17 protein-coding genes, 2 pseudogenes and 1 riboswitch are annotated in these 21,328 nt (G+C 37.1%); of the genes and pseudogenes, 3 read left to right on the forward strand and 16 right to left on the reverse strand.

The features are described 5' to 3' along the window. Positions 1 to 340 precede the first annotated feature (340 nt). The 8 genes and pseudogenes from C7Y47_RS23055 to C7Y47_RS23090 all read right to left on the reverse strand — a co-directional run bounded on the left by C7Y47_RS23055 (position 341) and on the right by C7Y47_RS23090 (position 6,973). Complete coding sequence (locus C7Y47_RS23055; protein WP_142510882.1) at positions 341 to 1,057, reverse strand: toast rack family protein; 717 nt, start codon at positions 1,055 to 1,057, stop codon at positions 341 to 343. A 173-nt stretch (positions 1,058 to 1,230) separates the two neighbouring features. Continuing rightward, on the reverse strand, positions 1,231 to 2,115 hold the full coding sequence (locus C7Y47_RS23060) for a hypothetical protein (RefSeq protein ID WP_142510883.1): 885 nt from the start codon (positions 2,113 to 2,115) through the stop codon (positions 1,231 to 1,233). Beyond that, entirely contained in the window at positions 2,099 to 2,632 is a 534-nt protein-coding gene (locus C7Y47_RS23065; RefSeq protein WP_142510884.1) for a sigma-70 family RNA polymerase sigma factor, read from the reverse strand. Before C7Y47_RS23065 ends, C7Y47_RS23060 begins: the two co-directional genes overlap by 17 nt. 101 nt (positions 2,633 to 2,733) lie before the next feature. Further along, the gene (locus C7Y47_RS23070; protein WP_255505308.1) at positions 2,734 to 3,120 is read right to left on the reverse strand and encodes an SRPBCC family protein; all 387 of its coding nucleotides are present in this window, start codon (positions 3,118 to 3,120) and stop codon (positions 2,734 to 2,736) included. A 182-nt stretch (positions 3,121 to 3,302) separates the two neighbouring features. Further along, a pseudogene (locus C7Y47_RS25925) lies at positions 3,303 to 3,398 on the reverse strand (ABC transporter permease); the annotation flags it as partial. A 209-nt stretch (positions 3,399 to 3,607) separates the two neighbouring features. Then, a complete protein-coding gene (locus C7Y47_RS23080; protein WP_142510885.1) occupies positions 3,608 to 4,855 on the reverse strand; it encodes a trypsin-like serine protease in 1,248 nt (415 codons plus the stop codon). Positions 4,856 to 4,893: 38 nt separating this feature from the next. Then, a complete protein-coding gene (locus C7Y47_RS23085; protein ID WP_142510886.1) occupies positions 4,894 to 5,313 on the reverse strand; it encodes a hypothetical protein in 420 nt (139 codons plus the stop codon). Positions 5,314 to 5,767: 454 nt separating this feature from the next. Next, the gene (locus tag C7Y47_RS23090; protein ID WP_142510887.1) at positions 5,768 to 6,973 is read right to left on the reverse strand and encodes an MFS transporter; all 1,206 of its coding nucleotides are present in this window, start codon (positions 6,971 to 6,973) and stop codon (positions 5,768 to 5,770) included. 133 nt (positions 6,974 to 7,106) lie between these two features. Between C7Y47_RS23090 and C7Y47_RS23095 the strand changes: the two genes are divergently transcribed. Next, on the forward strand, positions 7,107 to 7,982 hold the full coding sequence (locus C7Y47_RS23095; RefSeq protein WP_142510888.1) for a LysR family transcriptional regulator: 876 nt from the start codon (positions 7,107 to 7,109) through the stop codon (positions 7,980 to 7,982). 152 nt (positions 7,983 to 8,134) lie between these two features. Here C7Y47_RS23095 and C7Y47_RS23100 read toward each other — a convergent pair. From C7Y47_RS23100 to C7Y47_RS23125, 6 genes and pseudogenes are all read right to left on the reverse strand, one after another. Next, positions 8,135 to 9,204: pseudogene (locus C7Y47_RS23100) on the reverse strand (lactonase family protein). Between the two features lie 106 nt (positions 9,205 to 9,310). Next, a complete protein-coding gene (locus tag C7Y47_RS23105; protein ID WP_142510889.1) occupies positions 9,311 to 10,303 on the reverse strand; it encodes a sensor histidine kinase in 993 nt (330 codons plus the stop codon). Further along, positions 10,300 to 10,971, reverse strand: coding sequence for a response regulator transcription factor (locus C7Y47_RS23110; protein ID WP_142510890.1), 672 nt, complete (start codon positions 10,969 to 10,971; stop codon positions 10,300 to 10,302). Before C7Y47_RS23110 ends, C7Y47_RS23105 begins: the two co-directional genes overlap by 4 nt. Positions 10,972 to 10,976: 5 nt before the next feature. Beyond that, the gene (locus C7Y47_RS23115) at positions 10,977 to 11,960 is read right to left on the reverse strand and encodes an alpha/beta hydrolase (RefSeq protein WP_142510891.1); all 984 of its coding nucleotides are present in this window, start codon (positions 11,958 to 11,960) and stop codon (positions 10,977 to 10,979) included. A 126-nt stretch (positions 11,961 to 12,086) separates the two neighbouring features. Then, entirely contained in the window at positions 12,087 to 13,898 is a 1,812-nt protein-coding gene (locus C7Y47_RS23120; RefSeq protein WP_142510892.1) for an ABC transporter ATP-binding protein, read from the reverse strand. After that, positions 13,895 to 15,628 carry an ABC transporter ATP-binding protein gene (locus tag C7Y47_RS23125; protein ID WP_142510893.1) on the reverse strand — a complete coding sequence of 578 codons (1,734 nt, stop codon included), beginning with the start codon at positions 15,626 to 15,628 and terminating at the stop codon, positions 13,895 to 13,897. The genes C7Y47_RS23120 and C7Y47_RS23125 overlap by 4 nt, the downstream gene beginning before the upstream one ends. A gap of 302 nt (positions 15,629 to 15,930) precedes the next feature. On the opposite strand from C7Y47_RS23125, the gene C7Y47_RS23130 reads away from it, so the two are divergent. After that, positions 15,931 to 16,992: a tetratricopeptide repeat protein gene (locus C7Y47_RS23130; RefSeq protein WP_142510894.1), complete on the forward strand. Its 1,062-nt coding sequence runs from the start codon at positions 15,931 to 15,933 to the stop codon at positions 16,990 to 16,992. A gap of 215 nt (positions 16,993 to 17,207) precedes the next feature. Then, on the forward strand, positions 17,208 to 17,477 hold the full coding sequence (locus C7Y47_RS23140) for a DUF4190 domain-containing protein (RefSeq protein ID WP_142510895.1): 270 nt from the start codon (positions 17,208 to 17,210) through the stop codon (positions 17,475 to 17,477). Between the two features lie 180 nt (positions 17,478 to 17,657). Here C7Y47_RS23140 and C7Y47_RS23145 read toward each other — a convergent pair whose 3' ends face one another. Further along, on the reverse strand, positions 17,658 to 18,698 hold the full coding sequence (locus C7Y47_RS23145; RefSeq protein WP_142510896.1) for a ribonucleotide-diphosphate reductase subunit beta: 1,041 nt from the start codon (positions 18,696 to 18,698) through the stop codon (positions 17,658 to 17,660). Positions 18,699 to 18,710: 12 nt separating this feature from the next. Then, complete coding sequence (locus tag C7Y47_RS23150; protein WP_142510897.1) at positions 18,711 to 20,924, reverse strand: ribonucleoside-diphosphate reductase subunit alpha; 2,214 nt, start codon at positions 20,922 to 20,924, stop codon at positions 18,711 to 18,713. A gap of 161 nt (positions 20,925 to 21,085) precedes the next feature. After that, positions 21,086 to 21,273, reverse strand: a riboswitch (cobalamin riboswitch). Positions 21,274 to 21,328: the final 55 nt, after the last annotated feature.

Here is a 21,328-nt window from a genome sequence, read left to right on the forward strand (position 1 = left end):
TTCGTGGTTGAAAACATTGTAACCAAGAGGAAAGAAAATGACCCCTTTTCTTTTTACACAATTATACGGACTCAATCCGAGAACCGCTGATAGAACTCGAAACATCGCTGATTTTGGCTCTTTTTTCCATTACTTTGATTCTTTTATCCACGACTCCGGCTCTTCTTTCCACGAATTTGCTCTTCTATCCAAGATCCACGTATTTGACTCTTCTATCCACGACTTTGATCCTTCTATCGTACACTAGCGTTCTATCCATTACTTTTGTCATCTAGCCGTCACCTATGTTTCTACAAAAAAAGTAGACTACTCACTTAAAGTAGCCTACTAAAACTTTTCCTTATTTATCCAATTTGAAAGTAACGTCGCCTAATCCGATTTCTGAATTGACTTCTATTTTTACATCTGATTTGTCATATGCTTCATTTACATAAACCCCTTCTCCTTTAGAAATGAGGCCATCAATACTTGATGTGCCGATGCCTTTTTCTGTCGTAAGCTTTACCCCAACCTTTGACGGTAAAGTGACAGTAGTGTTCCCAACACCTGTTTCAATATTCGTTTCAAAGCTTTTTTTCCAATCGCCACCTAAATTTACTTTAAGATCGCCAACACCCGTGTTAATATCTAATTTTTCAAGCTGCAACCCTTGTAGATCTATTTCTGCATCCGACGCTCCCGCTTCGATTGAGAGATCCATTGGAATATCTTCATTTAGTTTAATATCCCATATATTTTTTATTTTCCCTAAACGCACGTTTGTCGAGCCCTTATGATCAATCGATATTTTTCCTGTCTTGCCACGTAGGTCATATTTTACTTTTGGAGCAAGTTTATCAATATTGTATTGAGCAGTACCTTCAATCCACTCCTTAGCACCTTTTTCTACTGTTATTTCTCCAATTCCAAGTTGTAATTCAACATCTAACTTTTCTGCTTTATCCTTTTCTACTAAGATCGTTTCATCTTTGGTTTTACCTGGTACGACTGAGCTGCACCCCGTTAGCGCAATTAATGATGCACCTATTACCAAACCAAGTCCCATAAATTTTTTCAATGTGATTTCCTCCCGCTATATAATATTCCAATAAATTCATTATATAGGAATTTTCATTTATAAAAACGACCCTCCGCTTTAAAATCTTCTAAGACCTAAGACGTAGTGAGCACCCCTTCCATGGATATGTCAAAAACCCCGTATGAAAACATCATATTCATACAGGGTAGCTGTTAATAGGTGAAAATACGTGAATCATTATAGAGAATAGAAGTATTTCCTTCATGATCCAATGCATGTATCACCAATTGAGAAGTAGCTATTTCTGAATTTAGAGGCACTGACATTAATTGCGTATCATTCGAATCAACTGCTTTCTCAATTCGCTCGGTCCCAGTGTCTACTATTACTTTTTCAATATTATGATGGTTAAGTAATGGAATAACAAGATAGTGAATGTCTTTCAAATAAATAGAAACCATGGTGTCTACTTCGCTCTGTATAAAATGATCCAATGCATAGCCTTTGCCATCATGCTTGAAAATTGCAATACCTTGAAAGCGATTCTCCGAAAAATAACCAATTCTATACTGTTGTATCGTTATTGTATCATTCATTTTAACGGTATCCGGATGAAAAGGTCCAAGTTTTACAGTATTTTGAATTTCCGCTTCATTTTGTACGTAAATGCGGTACCCAATTCGTTCAGACATATTCCCCAAAATGGCAATTATGATGATGATACATAATAATACTCGCCAATACCATTTTTTCATAAATGCTACTATCGCAAAAATAAATAAGAACACAGAACTCACTAATCCTACTACCATCCATGGTCGTGCTAAGGCGCTATAGTCTTTCACCTTTCCAGACTTTTCTGGATAAAGATTTGAATCGATAATTGCCGACGTCGTTGATTGGATATCATGTTGAAAAAGCATCAGCTTTAAGCCAATGATCAGACAAGCTGATACGACTGCTGTTAGGATAATTGGCATTAACGGTGTTCGTCTCTTCGTTTTTTGATTGATTTTTTGAAACGTTTTTTCATGATTTTCATACGAGAAGTTACCTTCCTTATACATTTCGTTGATGGCATTACGAATCCGATCCATATTCGAACCCCTCCTCCAATAGCGTGATGCCCACCATTTGTCGCGCTCGCCTTAATCGTGTTTTGACCGTATTTTCTGGTAGCTTTAGCAATTCTGCAACGTCCTTTAAGGAAAAATCTGCAAAGTGAAATAGTAGTAGTACATCTTTGTATTTCGTCGGAAGTTTCTCAATCGATGCCACTAGCAATGCATCCGTCTCTCCCATCAATACTTCTTTTTCAGGATTATTGGAAAGGCTCTTGAATTTGCTCCAATAATCAATGACTTGTATTTTTTTATAACGCCAGCTTGAAAGATAACTGTGACAATTGTTAATCGCAATTCGATATAAATATGTTTTGATGGAAGCTTCTTCACGAAATTGCTCCATTTTTTCATAGTATTTAACAAATGTGTCTTGTACCAAATCTTCAGCTACTGTCCAATCTTTAACATATGTAAAGCATACGCGTAATAAATAATCCCCGTACATTGTCATGGCTCTAGATAAGTGAGCGTCCTTTTGTTCTTTTAACATTTGCTCGCCCCCTTTGCTTTTACAAAAAACATTTACAGTTAGACTGATGAACAATGAAAAAGTTTCATGGGAAAATCAAATTTCTCCATGAAACTTACATGTTAAAAGTTATCATTTCTCTCCACTAAAGCTTGTAAGTTAGCGAGAGAAGCCTCGTAGCCATTCGTATTAAAAGTGACCATGGTGCCATTTTTTTCTTCCTCTAAGACAATAGCGATCAGTGTTTCTTCTATACCTAAGTAAAACGAAAACTCTCGATTTGGCGTTACATTGTTAATCGTTAACACCATCGGTAATTTTTCCGCAAGCTGATTTTGTTCATTCGGCATAATCGTGAATATTATTTCTTCTCCTACCGCTAATTTTGGGATTTCCCAAGTTGAATCAGGAGCGTACCATTGCGTCAGCAACTGTTCCTCTGTGACAGCCCGCCAAACTGTTGCAATACTTGCATCAATCCAAATCGAACTTTTTTCTTGATCCATCATCGCATTCCTCCGTTTGCTGAATTCGCGCTTTTTTCTATAACTTTATCCTATTATAGGAATAAATAACAGTTACAACTTTAATTCTTTGTTTTTAGGTTTTGCTATGCTTTTCCGCAACAATCCAACATAAAAAGCGTGTTTTGACAATTACTTGTTTAAAACACACTCTTTAAGGACTTTTCTTATGTTCTACGCATATAAGCACGAACGGTTAGTGGCGCAAAAATGATGACAACAATTGCAGCACCAATAAGTGAAGCTGACAAATCCCAGCCTAGCTCCCGAATCGCAAGCGGAACATTCTAGAAAAAGGCGTGTTAGGCAGAATCTGACACGTTCTTTTCTTAGTTGAACTGCAGAATTTAAGTGGCGAAAGAAATCGAAAAAATTCTCAATAAAAAGGAGTGCCTATGCACTCCTCACATTTAGATAAAATAATTATTTTAAGTAAAACAGTTAGCTCCGTTAGATAAATTATCAAAAGTGATTAATTAGCAATTTTTATATTTGAATTGCTTGTATAAAGGGATGCGCTATAATAATTCAATCCATCCATTATATCTGTAAAATATCCATAAGAAGCATTTGAACCTACATGTACACCAGTTAAAGTATTTCCAGTTGTATTAGGACTGTAAACTGCTCCTCCACTATCACCATTTGTAGAATAGTTACCCGGATTATCTGGAACTACTACAGAAACTTTTTTAATTTTATTATCATCCCAACCGTTAGTAATAGTTCCTTTTTGAATAACCCTACCACATTGTTTAGCTGTATTTATTCCCGCGCGGCAAACTACTTGACTAAATGCAGGACTAGTGGGACTGGCAGCTATTAGTTTATTATCAAAAACTTCTGTTATACTATTGTCTGTTGATATTCTAATACCATTAGTAGCATAACGACCTCCCGATAGAGTATTATCCATTATTTTCACTAAGCCAAAATCCAAATTTACACCTTGCGCTTGAGCATGCTGACGACCTACGTAATAGCTATTTTGGGTTACACGTCTGCCAGTCCCATCTGATGCTACTGTCCCACTAAAACAATGGGCTGCTGTAATTAAGAAATAGTTCCCATTTTTGATTGCTATCCCCGCTACAGAGCAATTACTACCATCAATTGCGATACCTGCACCTAAATTAGTCCAATTACCTTTTTGTGATTTGTTAAGTTGAATTGTTTCAAATTCCTTTTTTTCAAATTCCAAAATATCACCATATTTAAACCTTAATTTGACTAATAAATCTTCCTCTAAAGAATCATATGAAAATTTTACTTTCTCTTCAAAAATATCTGATACTAAAGAAATAGTAGGTAAATTTCCCTCACTTCCATAGTAGTCTTTTATTTCTTGATAAATGATCATTTGTTGTTCAAATAAATCTTTATGCGTATATGTGCTTGCTTCCACTTCTATACCATTTGAACGAAGGTTCACCAATAGTTGTTGTAAATCTTGATTGGTAGAGACTGCACTTTCTTTATATTTGAAATGAAGTCTTTCATTTTCATCAAAAAATAAATCACCAAAATCTTCTATATTAATAGTCATTTGTGTCATATTTGCTTTTTCAGTCAATTTGTTAAATAATTCTATTTGCGCCTCTTGTTTATAACTTATCTCCTCTGCATTAATTGCATGCTCGTTTGCAAAAGCTTGATTATTAAAAACTAAAAGTATCATACAACAAATAAGAGCTGTTACTAAAGCAAATAATTTATTCATTAAATACACTCCTTTCTAAAATTTTATTATCAAAATATTTATTCAAAAGATTCAAGAAATTCTATCAACTCAGGGACAGCCTGACTATTCAATGCATACATAGCATCTGTATAAAAACGACCTACTTTCTCTGAAGGATAATACCATAAATCAACGATTTTTTTTGAATTATCCTCAAATATAACTTCAATTTCGAATAAAGCTCCTTCGTCTGTATGTTTTTTCGAGGTTATACTAGCATTTTGCATAGCATTTTTAATGATATTAATTTCAGCCTCCTTATCAACTGTATGTGCACCTAACTCACGATTTACACCTTTACCAACTACAACTATCTTTTGAATCTCTCCCGCAAACTGAAAACTTTTTTCGGATTGTTTTTCTTCACTACAACTAACAAGAAGCAGTGAATTAAATGAAAAAGTTAGAAATAAAATCACAAGTGAAATTTTTTTCATAATAATCCTCCAAACGCTGGAATAATGTTGTTTCTATTATTAATTATAAAATTAGACGTAATTCTTGTTTAATTGTTACAAATTTCACTTGTTTTAAACTTGCCCTAAATAGATATTGTAAAGGAACAACCTTGCTGTTCTTAAATAGATACATCAAAAGAACGATTTCCTTCACTTTGTTGAACAGAAGCATTTATAGGTGAGGTAGAAGTTTTTTGGGCTTCTGCTTTTAAAGCGTTCCAAGTTTCAATATATAACGTAATTCACCGCTACGTGCGTTTTCTGCTGGGTAGATGTAGCTGTCCATCCCTTATTTGGTGAAAAACTTGCCAATTCATTTCCACGATTATCTTTGATTTGCAAATAGTCGAGGAAATTACGTTGCAAAAACGGATGATAAACCAAATATATGAACTGAATGTGAACCGAATTTGGGTTTATTATTACTACGATACTACAACGTTTTTGAACTAATCTTCGTATTTTGGGTCACCCTATATAAGTTCATTGCACCGAGAGCGACAAATATGGCTACTATGTCCAACGCCAATTGATAGCTTGAAAAAAAAGTTACTATGAATCCAAATAACGAAGGGGCGATCACAATAAAAAACTGATTCAACGTCAAGGCTGCACTTACAGTGAGACCAACATAATGTGGATTCGATTGCTCTGTTACACAAGCGATAAACAATGAATACCAGCCAAGTGCTACGAAGCCCAAGAAGAAACAACCTAATAGCATCAACAATTTCGCATGTAGCATAAGCGGCAATAGGACGATAAGAATAACTGCACTAGTCATTACGATCATTAATAAAAATTCCCGCTTCTGCGCAAAAAATTGGTCACTAATCCACGCAATGGCTACTCTTCCAATCATTCCACCGATTAATACAAGGCTTAAATATTGCCCCGCCGCTGTTAAGGAATAACCGCCTTCTTGATGTAAATAACTCATAAAATGGGCAACGAGTATCATTTGTAAGGTCATCATCACAATTCCAACAATATAAATTGGATATAAATCTTTATTATTTTTAATAGCTTCGAGCTTCTCTTTAAATGTGACAGAGGTTGCAGCTACTGCTACTCGATTTTTAGGCTCCTGATAAATCAGTAAAAAAAGCAGTCCCCCAGCAATAGCTACTATGCCTTGCACAAGATGCACCGATGGTAGGCTATGATGATAGTACATATATGTGAGAATGGCTGATGCTAAAGCTCCACCGATTGGAATGCCTGTTTGTCGAATGCCAATAGCTAACCCGCGATGTTTGTCTGGAAACCATTTCACAATTGCGGTGCTGCCCCCTGTTTGTGCACTTCCGTACCATACGCCTACAATTAATAATAAAAATAACAACACTGCATAATTATTGACCAACATGAGAAGTAGCGCTGAAAATCCTAGTAAAATAGATCCCCACCCTATAATTTGTTTTTCCCCTCGTTTATCCATTAAATAGCCGAACAAAATCATCGAAAAAATTGGCCCAATATTTACAGCAGAAACGATAAAACCAGTTTGAAACGATGATAAACCCCATTCAATTTGATAAAATGTGGCAATTGGCCCCATGCCGTAAGTTACAAAAGTTGCCGCAGTTTGTGACAGTGTAGCTACTAATACAATGATCCATTTATAATATGTATTCATTAAATTCCCTCCAATGCTATTTCACTGATTCATTGACTTTACGTATTTGAGTTTACGCTTGCTCAATGAATGCGTAAAATGGAGGAAAATGATAGTAGCTATCAAAAAATTTTATAGGTGTGTGACTTCCAACATGAACATAGAAGAAATAGCATTAAAGATTGAAATTTTAGAGAGGCAAAATCTAAGTAAATCCGCTGAAATGACAAATTATACGCAATCTGCCTTAACCTCTAAAGTAAAGAAAATGGAGGCGGAAATTGGTCAGGAGGTGTTTAAACGTACACCGCAGGGGCTGAAGATTACAAATGTAGGGACACAATATTTAAAATTTCTAAAGCTTATGACACAGGAGTACGATGACTTTTTACAAGAGATTGGTTTAGCGCAAACGAAGACCAAAATTAGCCTTGGCACTTCCCATACAACGATTAAAATTTATGGCGCATCCATAATGAATGCATTGCAGACAAATAATATTCCTTTAGATGTAGATTTCACTGTGGAATCTAGCACTTCCTTGAATGAAAAAATACATAATGCCGACATGGATTGTGCACTGACGAGTAATCCTATTAAACACTACCCTGATGTAAATTATGACATGATTGCATCAGAAACATTTGAAGTCATTTCGAACGATTCACATATTATTGATTTTGAGAAACGTTCGCCTGTCACACTCCTTGTGTTAAGTAGAGGCTGTATGTATACACGGGCGATGGCAGAGTGGTTAAAAATAAATCAAGTTCCATTTACGATGAAGGAAATAAAATCGGTCAGTAGTATCCTTGATTTCCTCCAAATAGACAATACAATTGCTGTATTAAATACAAAACTAATTGACCTTTATAACTATTCCAACATTCACTATTATGATTTGCCGAAGTTAAATAAAGTGATCGAGACTGTCTTTATTTACAAGAAGAGCGAGAGTCAACAATCTTCTATTCTTCAATTAAAACATGTTATTGAATCGTTGTTGGAAGACCCTATTGAGCAAAGCTAGTTTGTTCAATAGGGTCTAAATCAATTTATCGGAATGATTTTATGAATTGTCGGAACAATTTTAGGATTTATCGGAACAATCATTAGATTTGTCGCTCTAATTTTTAGGTTTATCGCCCAACTTTTTATTTTATCACCCACTTCTCAACAAAATCAAAGAACAGCTAATCCTTGTGATCCAAAATAAGGGAGTTGAGTCCAAGCAGCAACCTGCAATCTAACTAGACTTCCACCCTCTTGAATCGCAAATACGGAGACCGTTCCCTGATTTCCGTTAAGGGTGTAAAAATGCCGTCCATCTTTACTCACACCAACATCCATTGGCAGTCCTGGAGTTGTTCCTATCGGTGTACTAGTAATCTGCCCTGCCACTGACAGGGCACCATTGGGATCGATCCGGTAAGTGGAAATAGTGCCACTTAAAGTATTAGTTATGAATGCAAAACGTTCATCTCTTGTCGTGATTACCCAGCATGCTGTTTTATATCCGTTTGGTACAGAACCACTGGTCACTTGAAGAATCCCGTCGTTGCTCATTGAATAGGATGACAGGGCATTTGAACTTGCTTAAGTAACTAAGAGGATTCCAGAGGATAGAAAATAGGCACCCAATGGACCATCACCATAAGAATCATTAACGATTGGTTCTGTAACCGTACCATTTTGATTTACGTTGAAAACACTAAAACGGTTTGAAGTATACTCGGTTACTAGGAGCTTACTACCATCATGTGTGAAAAGAACCTGAGCGGGCTCGGCATTGAAAGTGCTGAGAGAACGTGAGGAGTCAGCAATAGGAGTAAGGCGCCCGTGTTCATCTATGTGAAAACCCATGATGTTCGATGCATAATTGTTTGCGGCATTCCCTCATTAGCAACATAGACAAGATTACCTAACACATCTACACTATTAGGCTGAGCACCTCCCGATGGCTTCACGTCCACGAGAACGGGCACACCGCTGTCACAAATGATAAAACTGCTAATACTATGACTGCCTGCGTTCACTGCAAGAAGAAAACGACCATCACGGGATAAGGTTAATGCTCCTTGTGACGTAAGGGGATCGACACCGTTGTTTGGGGTTGCCGCAGAGACTTTCCTTATGCCAGTATCTCTACCATTAGTTGGATAGGCACCCACAAAGACGAGCATGCCATTTGTGTCCCTGTAAAAGGCCACTACTTGATTCATGACTTCATTATTCGTCATCATGTAAACCATACTTACACTTGTTCATATAAAACATTCCTCCTTTACGTTTTCGATTCCCTGTTTTTTATTTAAAAACAACAATTAGCTTTTTTTCGTTAATAAAAAGCCGTTATTTTTAGGTTGAAATAGAAAAACAAAATGATGTCCCTTCTTCGTTTGAATGGAGTAAATAGCTTACTTGAAGAATTCTAGCGATGTCATCAATGATCTTCAAACCTAGACCCCCACTAACACGATTTTGTTCAAAGCCAATACCGTTATCCATCATGAAAATCTTATTATCTTTTATTATTATCTCGAGCTTTGTAGCTTTTGAATGTTTCAAAGTGTTTTGGAACACATTATCGAACATTCGTTGTAGCCATAGTTCATTACTCGTCCATGTTAAATGGGTACCTACTGGATGATAAATTAATTCAATGTTGTGCATTCTATATAAATAGCTCCACTTTTTTATCATCGTTTCTAACAATGTTGTGAGTTGCACTTCTTCCGTCACGATATACGAATTCTCCAGTGTGTCTAAGGACTGCAAATTAAATTCATTCGTTAAGCTTGAGATATATTGAATTTGCTCATTCAAGGATTCCACCAATTTGGGTTGTTCCTGATAGTATTCTTCTAGATAAAATAATTGTAAGCGAATCGCAGTTAACGGTGTATTTATGTCGTGCCTTAGCTTTTGCAGTAGCTCTTTTTGTAGCTCCTGCTGTTGTTTAAGCTCTAATTCCCGATAAGTAGTTCGCTCAATTAGTATATTAACTGACTGAATTAACTGTCCAATTTCATCCTCACTGCCAACCTCTAATGTACTTAGGATTCTTTCATTACTCGCTAAGTCACGGATCGTTTTGTTTAACATATTAATTTTCGTTAGTAATGTATTGATCGATTTCGAAAATAAAAATGCTAGCAAACATAATGATAGGAAGAACACAATCAGCATCGTTGGATAGGCGGAAGATTCATGGAATGGAGTGCCTTTATTTCTAGTTTTAAAAGCGAATTCGTAAAGAATAGACATCGACACACTGATCCCTAATAAGACGATTGGGACACTAACTATGGCCGTAAATAATAATAATCGATATTTTGTTTTTAATGTCATTTCTTTATGTAGGTATTTAATCGATACCCTTCTCCGTAAATATTTTGTAGGATGGTACCTGATGAATCATGAATTTTCGTTCTGATCTTTTTGATGTGAACATTGATGATATTTTGATTTCGATCTTCAAGTGGCCATAAATAGTCAAAAAAATGATCCTTCGTTAACACCCTATCCTTGTTGTCAACTAAATAAAAGAAGATTTTACGTTCGATTGCTGTTAATGAAATTTCATCATGTATATTATTTTCATATAATTTACGATGCTCGATATCAATCAATAGATGTTGGATTTGCGTGAATGTTCCATATTGCTGCTCTAGCATTTTCTGCATTCTTAAAAGGAGCTCTCTCGGATCAAATGGTTTTGTCATATAGTCTTCCCCTACGGTTAACCCTTGAAGCTTGCTCTCTATATCATTACGCGCTGAAAGAAAAATAATGGGGATATTTAAGCCTAGGCTTTTAATGTTCTTTGTCAGCTGGTAGCCATCTTCTCCCGGAAGCATTATGTCCATTATGACTAAATCAATTTGATAGATTATAGTCGTAATTTCTCGTCCATCGGTTTTCCATACAACGTCGTAACCTTCACGTTGTAGTATTTTTTGCATCAAGTCACCAATCATTTGGTCGTCTTCTACTATTAAAATCTTAAATCCTTTCATTACCTCTACCTTTCTTTGCTGCCAACTTTTGTCTCCATAAATGCTATCGCAAGATTATAAATCTCATCAGGCTTATATAAATAAATACTATGAGTACCATTTAATTCTTTCACTTCCGCTATGTTAATTTGCTTGGCAAATTCCGCATATTTCTGGCTATGGTACTTCGTAAATTTTGAATCTTTATTTTGTTCAGCAATAGCATCTATTAATAATATCGGTGTCTCTTTTGGTTTCGGAAGCGCTTCTGATTTTAAACTATTTTCGTACACATGCAGTAGCTCATTCTTCATATCATCATTAAAAACTTGTTTATAGGATAGTGCCTTATATATTTCTTTTTCTTCCTCCGATAAAAATGGTTGCTTCATTACTTCTGGATTATACACTTGCGAAGGTGTTAATCGATGTACGCCTAATTTCGTTAGTAAATTCATTCCCTTAACAGTCCATAAATCGATTACTCCCATTTTATGCTCCGCATATTGACTTGGCAAACCTATATCAAGTGCAATAATCCCCTTAATTTCTTCCGGATATTTTTGTGCCCAATAAATAGCTTCAACACCTGAAATGGAATGCGGTACTACTATATAAGGAGGTTTATTTCCACTTTTCAGGAGCGCTTCTCTCGTCTGTGCTAATAGTGTATCAATATCTCGTTCGTCCTTCGAGACATCGCTGTACCCATAGCCCGCTCTTTCAATAACAGCAATCTTATGTCCTTGAGAAAATTTACTGTACAGCCCTTTCAGTTCATAAATCGGTGCCGCAACTCCTGAGCCTGCCATAAACACATAAGTATCCTGACCATCCCCCTCAGTGTAAACATTGATTTTTTGATGATCGACCTCAACAAGTGTTCCGTTAGTATCTAAAAGTTTGGATTCCTTACTAAGCTGATATCGATCATAGCTGAATATCGCCACTAGTCCAATAAGTATAACTGCAATAAAGTAGATAGCTATTATCTTAACTATTTTTCTCATATAATTCCCCTTTCAGTTGATACTGTAAGAATAAACAATAAAAATAAATATCTAATTAATTTTTGGCAGAAAATAAAAAAACTGTCTAATAAGTTTTTACACACTTAATAGACAGCCTTCTCTATGTTATTCCACTTGTTCCAGCAAAAGTTTTTGCTGGAGATTACTATAAATACCTTGTTTTTGCATGAGCTGCTCGTGATTGCCCTGCTCAACAATTTCACCTTGTTGAATAACAAGAATTTGGTCAGCATTTTCGATTGTTTTTAGACGGTGCGCAATAACAAAGCTTGTGCGCCCCTGCATTAAATGCTGGAGACCTTTTTGAATATCAACCTCTGTTTGCGTATCCACACTGGATGTAGCTTCATCTAAAATCAAAATATCCGAATTTTCTAAAATTTCCCGGGCAATAGCCAATAATTGTCGTTGACCTTGACTTAAGTTTGCCCCACCTGCTTGTACAGGTGTATCATATTGTGCCGGTAAATATTTAATAAAATTATGGGCATTCGCGATTTTCGCCGCTTCTTCCACCTCTTCATCTGTAGCATCAAGTTTACCGAAACGAATATTTTCACGAATCGTTCCAGAAAATAAATACGTATCCTGCAAGACAACACCCACTCGTTGACGGATCGTTGCCATTTTATAATCTTCAATATTATGACCATCAATCAAAATTTCCCCTGCATCGACATCATAAAATCGAGTTAACAAATTGATAATCGTCGTTTTCCCTGATCCGGTTGGGCCAACAAGTGCAATCGTTTCACCAGCCTTGGCATGGAAGCTAATATTTTTCAGTACTGGCTTCTCTGGCACATAACTGAAGGATACATGTTGAAATGACACATCCCCTTTTAAACTTTGACAATCAAGGGCCTGTTTTTTATCAGCTACTTCCGATGGTTCATCTAAAATTTCGAAGACTCGTTCCGCCCCAGCAATCGCTGACTGGAATGTATTCAAAAGGTTAGATAGCTGATTCAGTGGACGGAAAAATTGACGTGTATACGTGACAAATGCGGCAATAACCCCAACCGAAACGATACCCTTTACCGATAAAAATGCTCCTGTGCCAATAACAACAGCTAAACCTAAGTTATTCATAAAGTTATTAATTGGGCCTAGTAAACCAGAAGTAATTTCTGCTCGTTGCGCTGAGTTACGGAGATTTTCGTTCTGTTTATGGAACGTTTCAATCGTTTGTTGTTCTGTTCCAAAAAGCGTCACAACCTCCGCCCCCGTAATCATTTCCTCAATATAACCGTTCAGCTTCCCTAAATCACGTTGACGTGCAGCATAGTTTTTACTACTACGTTTAATAATCTGCTTCGTCGTAAAAACAATTAGAGGAATAATAATCAGTGTTACGATTGCTAGCTGCCAACTTAGAGAGAACATAGCAATACTAACACCAATTACCGTTAGCACCGACGATACGATTTGTGTCACACTTTGTGCAAGTGCCGTATTTAAATTATCGATATCATTTGTTACACGGCTCATTAAATCACCGAGTGCTCGCTGATCGAAAAATCTCAGTGTTAATGTTTGTAGCTTTTTAAATAGTTCTAGTCGCAATGTCCGAATTGTTTTCATCGCCACATGAATCATGACATATGTTTGTAGCCACGTAAAAATAGACGCTGCAGTATAGATAACTGCTAGCACAACTCCTAGACGAATCGTACCAGCAATGTCCTTTTTCATAATATATTCATCAACGATATGTCCGATTAAGTACGGCCCTGCTAAACTTAAAAATGTAGAAGCTACTACAAAAAAGATAGAGAAATAAAGTCCTATTTTTTGTTGCTTCACATATTGCCATACACGATTAATCGTTACTTTTTGATTTTTCGCCTTTTCAGTTGGACCAGCCATACGTGGTCCACGTCCAAAATTCATTTGCTTTGGTTGACTTTTACTCATTGTTGTACACCAGCCTTTTGCTGTGAAGCGTAAATTGCTTGGTATGGTTTATTATTTTGCAATAACTGTTGATGTGTACCTTGACCTACAATTTCGCCGTCCTCTACTACAAGAATTAGGTCCGCCTGTTGAATAGAAGCAATTTTAGACGCTACGATAAACGTCGTTGTATCTTTATATTGATTGCCAATAGCTTGCTGGACATGTTTTTCAGAGGCGCTATCAAGAGCAGATGTTGTATCGTCCAACACTAAAATAGCTGGTTGTCTTACGAGTGCACGCGTTAACGCTAATCGCTGCTTTTGACCGCCAGAGAGATTGGTTGCCCCCTGTGAAAGTTCATATGCTACACCTTTATCCAGCCGGTCCACAAATTCAGTGGCACATGCTGCATCAAGAGCTTGCTGTAATTCCTCTGACGTTGCATCCGCTTTACCAAGACGAATATTATTGTCAATTGCACCTGAGAACAGTAATGCTTTTTGAGAGGTAAAGCCGATATGTTTACGTAAAGTTGATATTGCATAATCATTTAGCGGCTTTCCATCCAAGTGGATTTCTCCACCAGTCGGGTCAAACAAACGTGGTAATAGTTTCACTAATGTTGATTTTCCACTACCTGTTTTGCCGATAAGACCTACCGTTTGCCCCGGTTTTACTGAAAATGTAATATTTTTCAGCACATCCTCCGCCGATTCATAATAACGATAGCTCACATTGTGAAAGTCAATCGCCCCTTGAATTGGCGAGGTAAGTGGATTTTCTGCTTCCTTTACTGCTACTTCTTTATTTAAAACATCCACGATACGCTCTCCTGAAGGAATAGCTCGTGCAATTTGCATTAGCACCATGCTAGAAGTCATCAAACCATTTAAAATAATCGTTAAATAGTTAATAAATGCGAGGATGATCCCAACCTGTAATGTACCAGCTTCTACTTTAATTGCACCAAGCCAAAGTGCTGCTACAATGCCTAGATTGACGACGAACATTGTAAACGGCACAAGTACACCAACAATTTGCTCTGCTGAAATAAAGCGCTTCGTCAGCGTCTCATTTAGCCCGCTAAATTGTTCAATCTGTTGCGTTTCACGACGGAACGCCTTCACAACATGAATCCCCGCTAAATTTTCCTGAAGCTTCGTATTAACACCATCAATCGCTTCCTGCACTCTTCGGTATAGGACACCTGAGTACTTTGTGAAAAAGTACATCGCAATAATTAATATCGGTACAATAATAAGAAGTATAGAAAATAGCTCGCGTGCTGTCACAAAAACAATAATGACCGCTCCAATAAATAATAGAGGACCACGTACAAAAATACGCAATGTCATCATAAACGCACGCTGAACACTTTCCACATCACTCGTTAAAATCGTAATGAGCTTCCCTGTTGTAAAAGCGTCACGCTCCTTTGCCGAATACGTCATCATTTTTTCATACAGTGATTGACGAACATCCGATGCAAAATGGATCGCTGCCTTTGAACTATAATAGGAGCAACCTATCCCTCCAACAAGTCCAAATACCGCACTCATTAGCATCCAAATGAACATTTTCAGCACATATGGATTGTCGCTATTAGCAATACCTGTATCGATCATATGCTGCATAATAGTCGGCTGTAGTAAATCCATCGTTACCTCTAGTACCATTAATAATGGCGCGATCAAGGTAAAAAATTTATAGGGTCCTAAAAACCCTCCTAACTGTTTAATTGCCTGCATTCTTTCGTCTCCGTTCTTCTCTTTCACACCTTAATTATAACTGAAAATCATTCTCAAGTGGTAATTAATTTTTCGTGTCTCGTAATATTCGAGACACGGTCAATACCATGCGAATAACCCTCTATTTAGAAACAGAGGGTGTATTTTCCTATTTTTCCATTATAATAATTATAGGTAATAATTGGGGTTGAATTCCGTTCCGACTGAGCGCTTTCCTAAGGGCGTCCAGTGGCCCACCGCAATAAAATTATCTCTAACTTTTGATATGAGCCCTTAAATTAAAGCTGAAACGAGGATGAATCATGGAAAACACTATACATAGAGCATTACAACTACGAAGACAAGGAAAACTACAAAAATCGAAAGAAATGTTTTTGACATTATTATCAAATGATCCACTCAATCCCTCCCTCCACTATCAATGTGCACGCAGCTTTGATATTTTAGCTGAAGAGACAAAGGCAATGCCATTTTATGAGAAGGCGATTGAATTAGGTTTATCAAATGAAGAACTTGAGGACGCATACGTCAAATTAGGATGCATTTATCGAACACACGAACGTTTTATAGAGGCAAAAAAACTATTTCAAGATGCAACTTGTAAATTTCCTAATAAAGAACAAATGAAAGTATTCTACGCGATGGCATTATACAACTTAGGAGAGCATGCTGAAGCAATGGGTTTCTTAATTCAAAATCTCACTTATACAACAACCAATCAAGATATACTAAAATACTATCGAACAATTACTTATTTAGGTAATCGATTAGATTCTAGTAGCGATGAAATTATCAATCTTGATAAAAATCATCAATTACAGCCTTCTACTGAATCTATCGTAGAAAAGGTAATGAAGAGGCTAAATGGTGTTGCTATTGGATATTTTGATACTGGTATAGGTTTTGAATATGATAATTATTATCGTTATTTTAATGATGATGATTTCGAAACACGAAAATGTGCATTGGCCGCTTTTACAGTAATGCTCGGTACATGGCATGCTCTCAGTGGCTTTACTTTTATTCCACAACATGACCGAAAATATTTAGGTGGATATGATCCAAATGAACCGTTTCATGAATTGAATAATTACATCGAAGCCTTCGTTGCTCATCATCAACATATAAAACGAGATTTCCCTGTGATGTTTACATATATTATTGAATTTTTAATTTCTATTGAAGAAGAAAGAAAAGTACCGTATGAAAAATGGTTTCCAGAATTAGATGCTCATCTCGTTCAACGATTGAGAGATGAAGTATTACTTCCCAATAAATTACTTTTAGAAGCCCCTACTGAATACAAATACTTTTTAAGGGAAGCTGGTATTTCACCATTTTTCGAAGAAGATTTTTTTGAATAACTGTGATAAGCCATGTAGGTAACAACTGGCCAAATACTCGGAAAAGTAGGAAACTCGAATAATACAAGTGAACCACATTTACACATTCACGCCGAAAAGGATGGGAAAGGTGTACCGATAACATTTAATGATGATTTTTAGTGCGAAATAGATTGGTTTGATAATATTAACGATAAATAAAAATGGTTAAATTCTCAAAAGAGGGTGGATCACGAATGTCTGAAAAAAATCAAACAAACAATAGTTCTGTAATTTCTTTAACGGTTGGAATTCTATCATTGCTAATACCTTTTATTGGTTTAATCTTAGGCATTATAGGAATAATATTTTCAAGTAAAGCTGTAAAAGAAATTAATACAACCAATGCAAGTGGTAGAGGATTAGCAACTGCAGGTTTAATTTGTAGTATAATAGGGATCGTTTTACAAATACTAGCAATTTTGGGGTATGTAGCTTTTTTCTCAATGGCGGTAGTTAAATATTAACAGTTAAATAGAGCGCAATTCGTGCTCTATTTTATCTGTGCGATTTTCAATACTTTTGTCCCCATAAAGGGAACTCGTTTGTTTGACCCGAGCAATTTTTTTCTTTTACGTAAGCGTCTCCCCCTTTTCTCACAAAAAAATCCACCTCCATGTTTTTCCAACATGGAGGTGGACTTAGCATTACAAATCATCAAAGCCGTTATCTTCTACATTAACCTTTACATACTGGCGAGAACGCTGCTCGAAGAAATCTGTTTTTCCTAAGTCAACATCCTCATACGCTTTCACCCATTTCAAAGGATTTTTGCGATAGCCTTCAAATGGGCGCTCCACGCCAAGCTGATTGCAGCGTACATTGGCATAGAAATGTACATAATCATGCACATCTTCTACATCTAGACCATCAACTTTATCGCCAATTACTTCATTAGCCCAATCGACTTCTAGTTGAACAGCTTCACGGAAGATCTCTTGTACACGAGCTGCCCTCTCAGGTGTATCGTATTGAGGATATTCCTCTAATAGCTCCTGATAAATCTTCACAAATAAATCCACATGTAGCTGCTCATCGCGGTTAATATAATTGATCATCGTTGACGAGGCCACCATTTTTTGATTGCGTGCTAAATGATAGAAAAACGCGAAGCCAGAATAGAAGAATAAACCTTCTAAAATTACATCATAGACAATCGCTTCTAGCATATTTTCAACAGATGGTTCCTCAGAAAATGCTTGGTAGCCTTTAATTACGAAGTCATTGCGTCGCTCTAGTACCGGCTCTGTACGCCAAAAGTCAAACGTACGATCCTGCTCATCTTTGTTCACAATACTTGATAACACATAAGAATAAGAGTGATTATGAATAACCTCTTGTTGCGCTAAAATAATCATTAATGCATTTAAGCTTGAATCTGTTAAATAATCCGCTACTTTCCCTGCAAAATCAGTTTGCACACTGTCTAATAGTGCTAGTAAGCCAATAATTTTTAAAAAGGATTCCTGTTCATCTGCTGATAGCTGTGGAAACTGCTTCACATCATTGCTCATATTAATTTCGAACGGTGTCCAGAAGTTACCGAGCATTTTTTTATACTTAGGATAAGCCCAGCTAAAACGCACATCATCCCAGTTTAAAATGTTAGAAGAGCGCCCGTTGACAATTCCTGTTGAACGGTTCGGTGCATCCTTGTCCATAATTTGTCGTTTTGTAATAGTTGTCATTGTTACTTCCTCCTAGCTCGCGCAAGACTCACATTCTAGCAATTCTACAGACGTTGAGCGCACGTAATAAGTCGTTTTTACACCGCTCGCCCAAGCATTCATATGCAATGCTAGTAAATCTTTCGCCTTAATCGTATTTTGAACATATAAATTAAGTGAAATGCCTTGGTCGATATGACGTGCACGTGCAGCATTTTGCTTGATTGTCCAATTTTGATCGATGAAATAAGCAGATTTATAATACCAAGTCGTTACAGGTGATAAATCTGGTACTGTAACTGGAATTTTATAATCCTTCTTCTCCTCTGAATAACTCTTTTGGAAGATTGGATCAATCGTAGCCGTACTGCCCGCTAAAATGGACGTTGAAGAGTTCGGTGCAACTGCCATTACATAGCCGTTACGCATGCCTTTTTCAGCAACCGCGGCGCGTAAAGCGTTCCATTTTTCACTGTCATAGCCACGTTTGTCAAAATACGCACCCGTATGCCAATCTGAGCCATCAAATAATGGGTAAGCTCCTTTTTCACATGCCAAATCGTTAGAAGCACGAATCGTTAAATACGCAATTTCTTCATATAGCTTGTCCGCAAATTCTACAGCTTCGTCTGACTCCCATTGAATTTCTTTCAGAGCTAATAAATGGTGCCAGCCAAATGTGCCAAGCCCAATACCACGGTAGCGTAGGTTCGTACGCTCTGCTTGTTTTACTGGAATTGTATTTAGCGCAATAACGTTATCTAACATACGTACTTGCACTGGGATTAATCGTTCTAGAACACCGGCCGGTACTGCTCTACCTAAATTAATAGATGATAAGTTACATACAACGAAATCTCCAGGCTTGCGACGTGTTACGATGACATCATCTTCTAGTGTAATAGATTCGAATTCCGTAGCTGACATATTCTGGAAGATTTCTGTACACAGGTTCGAACTGTAAATCATCCCTTCATGCTTATTCGGATTCATACGATTTACTTCATCACGATAGAACATAAACGGCACGCCTGTTTCTAGCTGTGAGCGCATAATACGCTTCATAATATCAATAGCTGGTACGACTTCACGACTTAACAATGGATTCGCGATACATTCCTCATATTTAGTACGGAAAGAACCGTCACCCTTTTTCTCATCGTAGAAATCCTCTAGTGAGTAGCCCATAACCTCTCGTACTTCATGTGGGTCAAATAAGTGCCACTCCCCACGTGCCTCAACAGTTTCCATAAATATATCCGGTAAGCATAGCCCTGTGAAAATATCATGGGCACGCAGACGTTCATCCCCATTGTTTAAGCGTAAATCTAAAAACGTAAAGACGTCTTTATGCCAAACATCTAGATAGACAGCAATAGCTCCTTGTCGTTGCCCAAGCTGATCGACTGAAACCGCCGTATTATTAAGCTGTTTAATCCATGGTAAAACGCCACTTGATGCACCTTTAAAACCTTTAATAGATGAGCCTCGGCTACGAATTTTACCCATATAAACACCAATACCACCGCCGTATTTCGATAATGTTGCGACATCTGTATTCGTGTCATAAATGCTTTGTAAACTATCATCTACTGTATCGATAAAGCAACTTGATAGCTGTCCATGTGTTTTACCTGCATTCGATAATGTCGGTGTGGCAACAGTCATATATAAATTACTCATTGCCCAATAAGATTCACGGACTTTTTCTAAACGATTTTCTGTTTCATCCTGCATCAGAGTCATCGCAATGACCATCCATCGTTCCTGCGGTAATTCCACTGGTATTTTCGTGTAATCACGGACTACATAGCGGTCCATTAATGTTTTTAAACCAATATACGTAAACAACTCATCTCGACTTGATTCTAGATAAGAAGCGAGTTCCTGAAGCTCCTGCTCACTATATTTTGTTGTTAAACTTTCATGATACAATCCAGCTTCTGTATAGTGTGCTAAATGTTCTGGGAAAACTTTATAAACATCTTTCACTGAAACTCCACGACGCATTGCAAATTGATCATATAGTTTTTCTAAAAAAATTTGAGCTGCGACAAATGTCCAGTATGGCTCCTCCTCATCAATGAGGCTAAGCGTTTGTAAAATCATCGCATCTGCCCATGCTTCAAATGTCGCATTGTCGTTTTTTCGTAGCCATCGATCCGATAATCTTACAAAACTTTCGAGTTCATCCTCTGTGTAGTTTTTCTTGAGCTTAGCAATTTGTTGCTCGATTTGAATTGTCATGTAACATTCTCTCCCTTTCCTTCTCCAGCAACACAAAAAGCGATCACGCAACATTTATCGGTTACGTGATCGCTGTAAAATCGGAAATGGAAATGAAGGACATGCACACAAAGAAGTGAACAAATCTCTCGCCTCCACTTCTCAATCCCCGAAGAATGTGTTGCTGTCTTGAACAACTCGGCAGGTCTCCTGGCTCATGCTTCCTCCAAACGATGGCCTTCCCGTTCTTCACAGTGGCCAATTCATCATTTGTCAGCACTTACAGTTGCGGGGACAGCTTCGGCCTAAGATGTCTCTTTTTCCGAATTCCCTTTTAAACCATATTGGTACCGCTCGTCCAAAATACTATATATAGTGTTTTAACTCCTAAACAAATCTAACATATTGTGTTTATTGTTGCAATA

The organism is Lysinibacillus sphaericus, assembly GCF_006864135.1.
Lineage (GTDB): Bacteria > Bacillota > Bacilli > Bacillales_A > Planococcaceae > Lysinibacillus.

Bases quoted from the DNA above. Each gene is read 5' to 3' on its own strand.
- C7Y47_RS23080 (WP_142510885.1), bottom strand. From the start codon at position 4,855: ATGAATAAATTATTTGCTTTAGTAACAGCTCTTATTTGTTGTATGATA.
- C7Y47_RS23110 (WP_142510890.1), bottom strand. From the start codon at position 10,971: ATGAAAGGATTTAAGATTTTAATAGTAGAAGACGACCAAATGATTGGT.
- C7Y47_RS23085 (WP_142510886.1), bottom strand. From the start codon at position 5,313: ATGAAAAAAATTTCACTTGTGATTTTATTTCTAACTTTTTCATTTAAT.
- C7Y47_RS23065 (WP_142510884.1), bottom strand. From the start codon at position 2,632: ATGTTAAAAGAACAAAAGGACGCTCACTTATCTAGAGCCATGACAATG.
- C7Y47_RS23120 (WP_142510892.1), bottom strand. From the start codon at position 13,898: ATGAGTAAAAGTCAACCAAAGCAAATGAATTTTGGACGTGGACCACGT.
- C7Y47_RS23105 (WP_142510889.1), bottom strand. From the start codon at position 10,303: ATGACATTAAAAACAAAATATCGATTATTATTATTTACGGCCATAGTT.
- C7Y47_RS23130 (WP_142510894.1), top strand. From the start codon at position 15,931: ATGGAAAACACTATACATAGAGCATTACAACTACGAAGACAAGGAAAA.
- C7Y47_RS23070 (WP_255505308.1), bottom strand. From the start codon at position 3,120: ATGATGGATCAAGAAAAAAGTTCGATTTGGATTGATGCAAGTATTGCA.
- C7Y47_RS23145 (WP_142510896.1), bottom strand. From the start codon at position 18,698: ATGACAACTATTACAAAACGACAAATTATGGACAAGGATGCACCGAAC.
- C7Y47_RS23150 (WP_142510897.1), bottom strand. From the start codon at position 20,924: ATGACAATTCAAATCGAGCAACAAATTGCTAAGCTCAAGAAAAACTAC.
- C7Y47_RS23060 (WP_142510883.1), bottom strand. From the start codon at position 2,115: ATGGATCGGATTCGTAATGCCATCAACGAAATGTATAAGGAAGGTAAC.
- C7Y47_RS23095 (WP_142510888.1), top strand. From the start codon at position 7,107: ATGAACATAGAAGAAATAGCATTAAAGATTGAAATTTTAGAGAGGCAA.
- C7Y47_RS23140 (WP_142510895.1), top strand. From the start codon at position 17,208: ATGTCTGAAAAAAATCAAACAAACAATAGTTCTGTAATTTCTTTAACG.
- C7Y47_RS23115 (WP_142510891.1), bottom strand. From the start codon at position 11,960: ATGAGAAAAATAGTTAAGATAATAGCTATCTACTTTATTGCAGTTATA.
- C7Y47_RS23090 (WP_142510887.1), bottom strand. From the start codon at position 6,973: ATGAATACATATTATAAATGGATCATTGTATTAGTAGCTACACTGTCA.
- C7Y47_RS23125 (WP_142510893.1), bottom strand. From the start codon at position 15,628: ATGCAGGCAATTAAACAGTTAGGAGGGTTTTTAGGACCCTATAAATTT.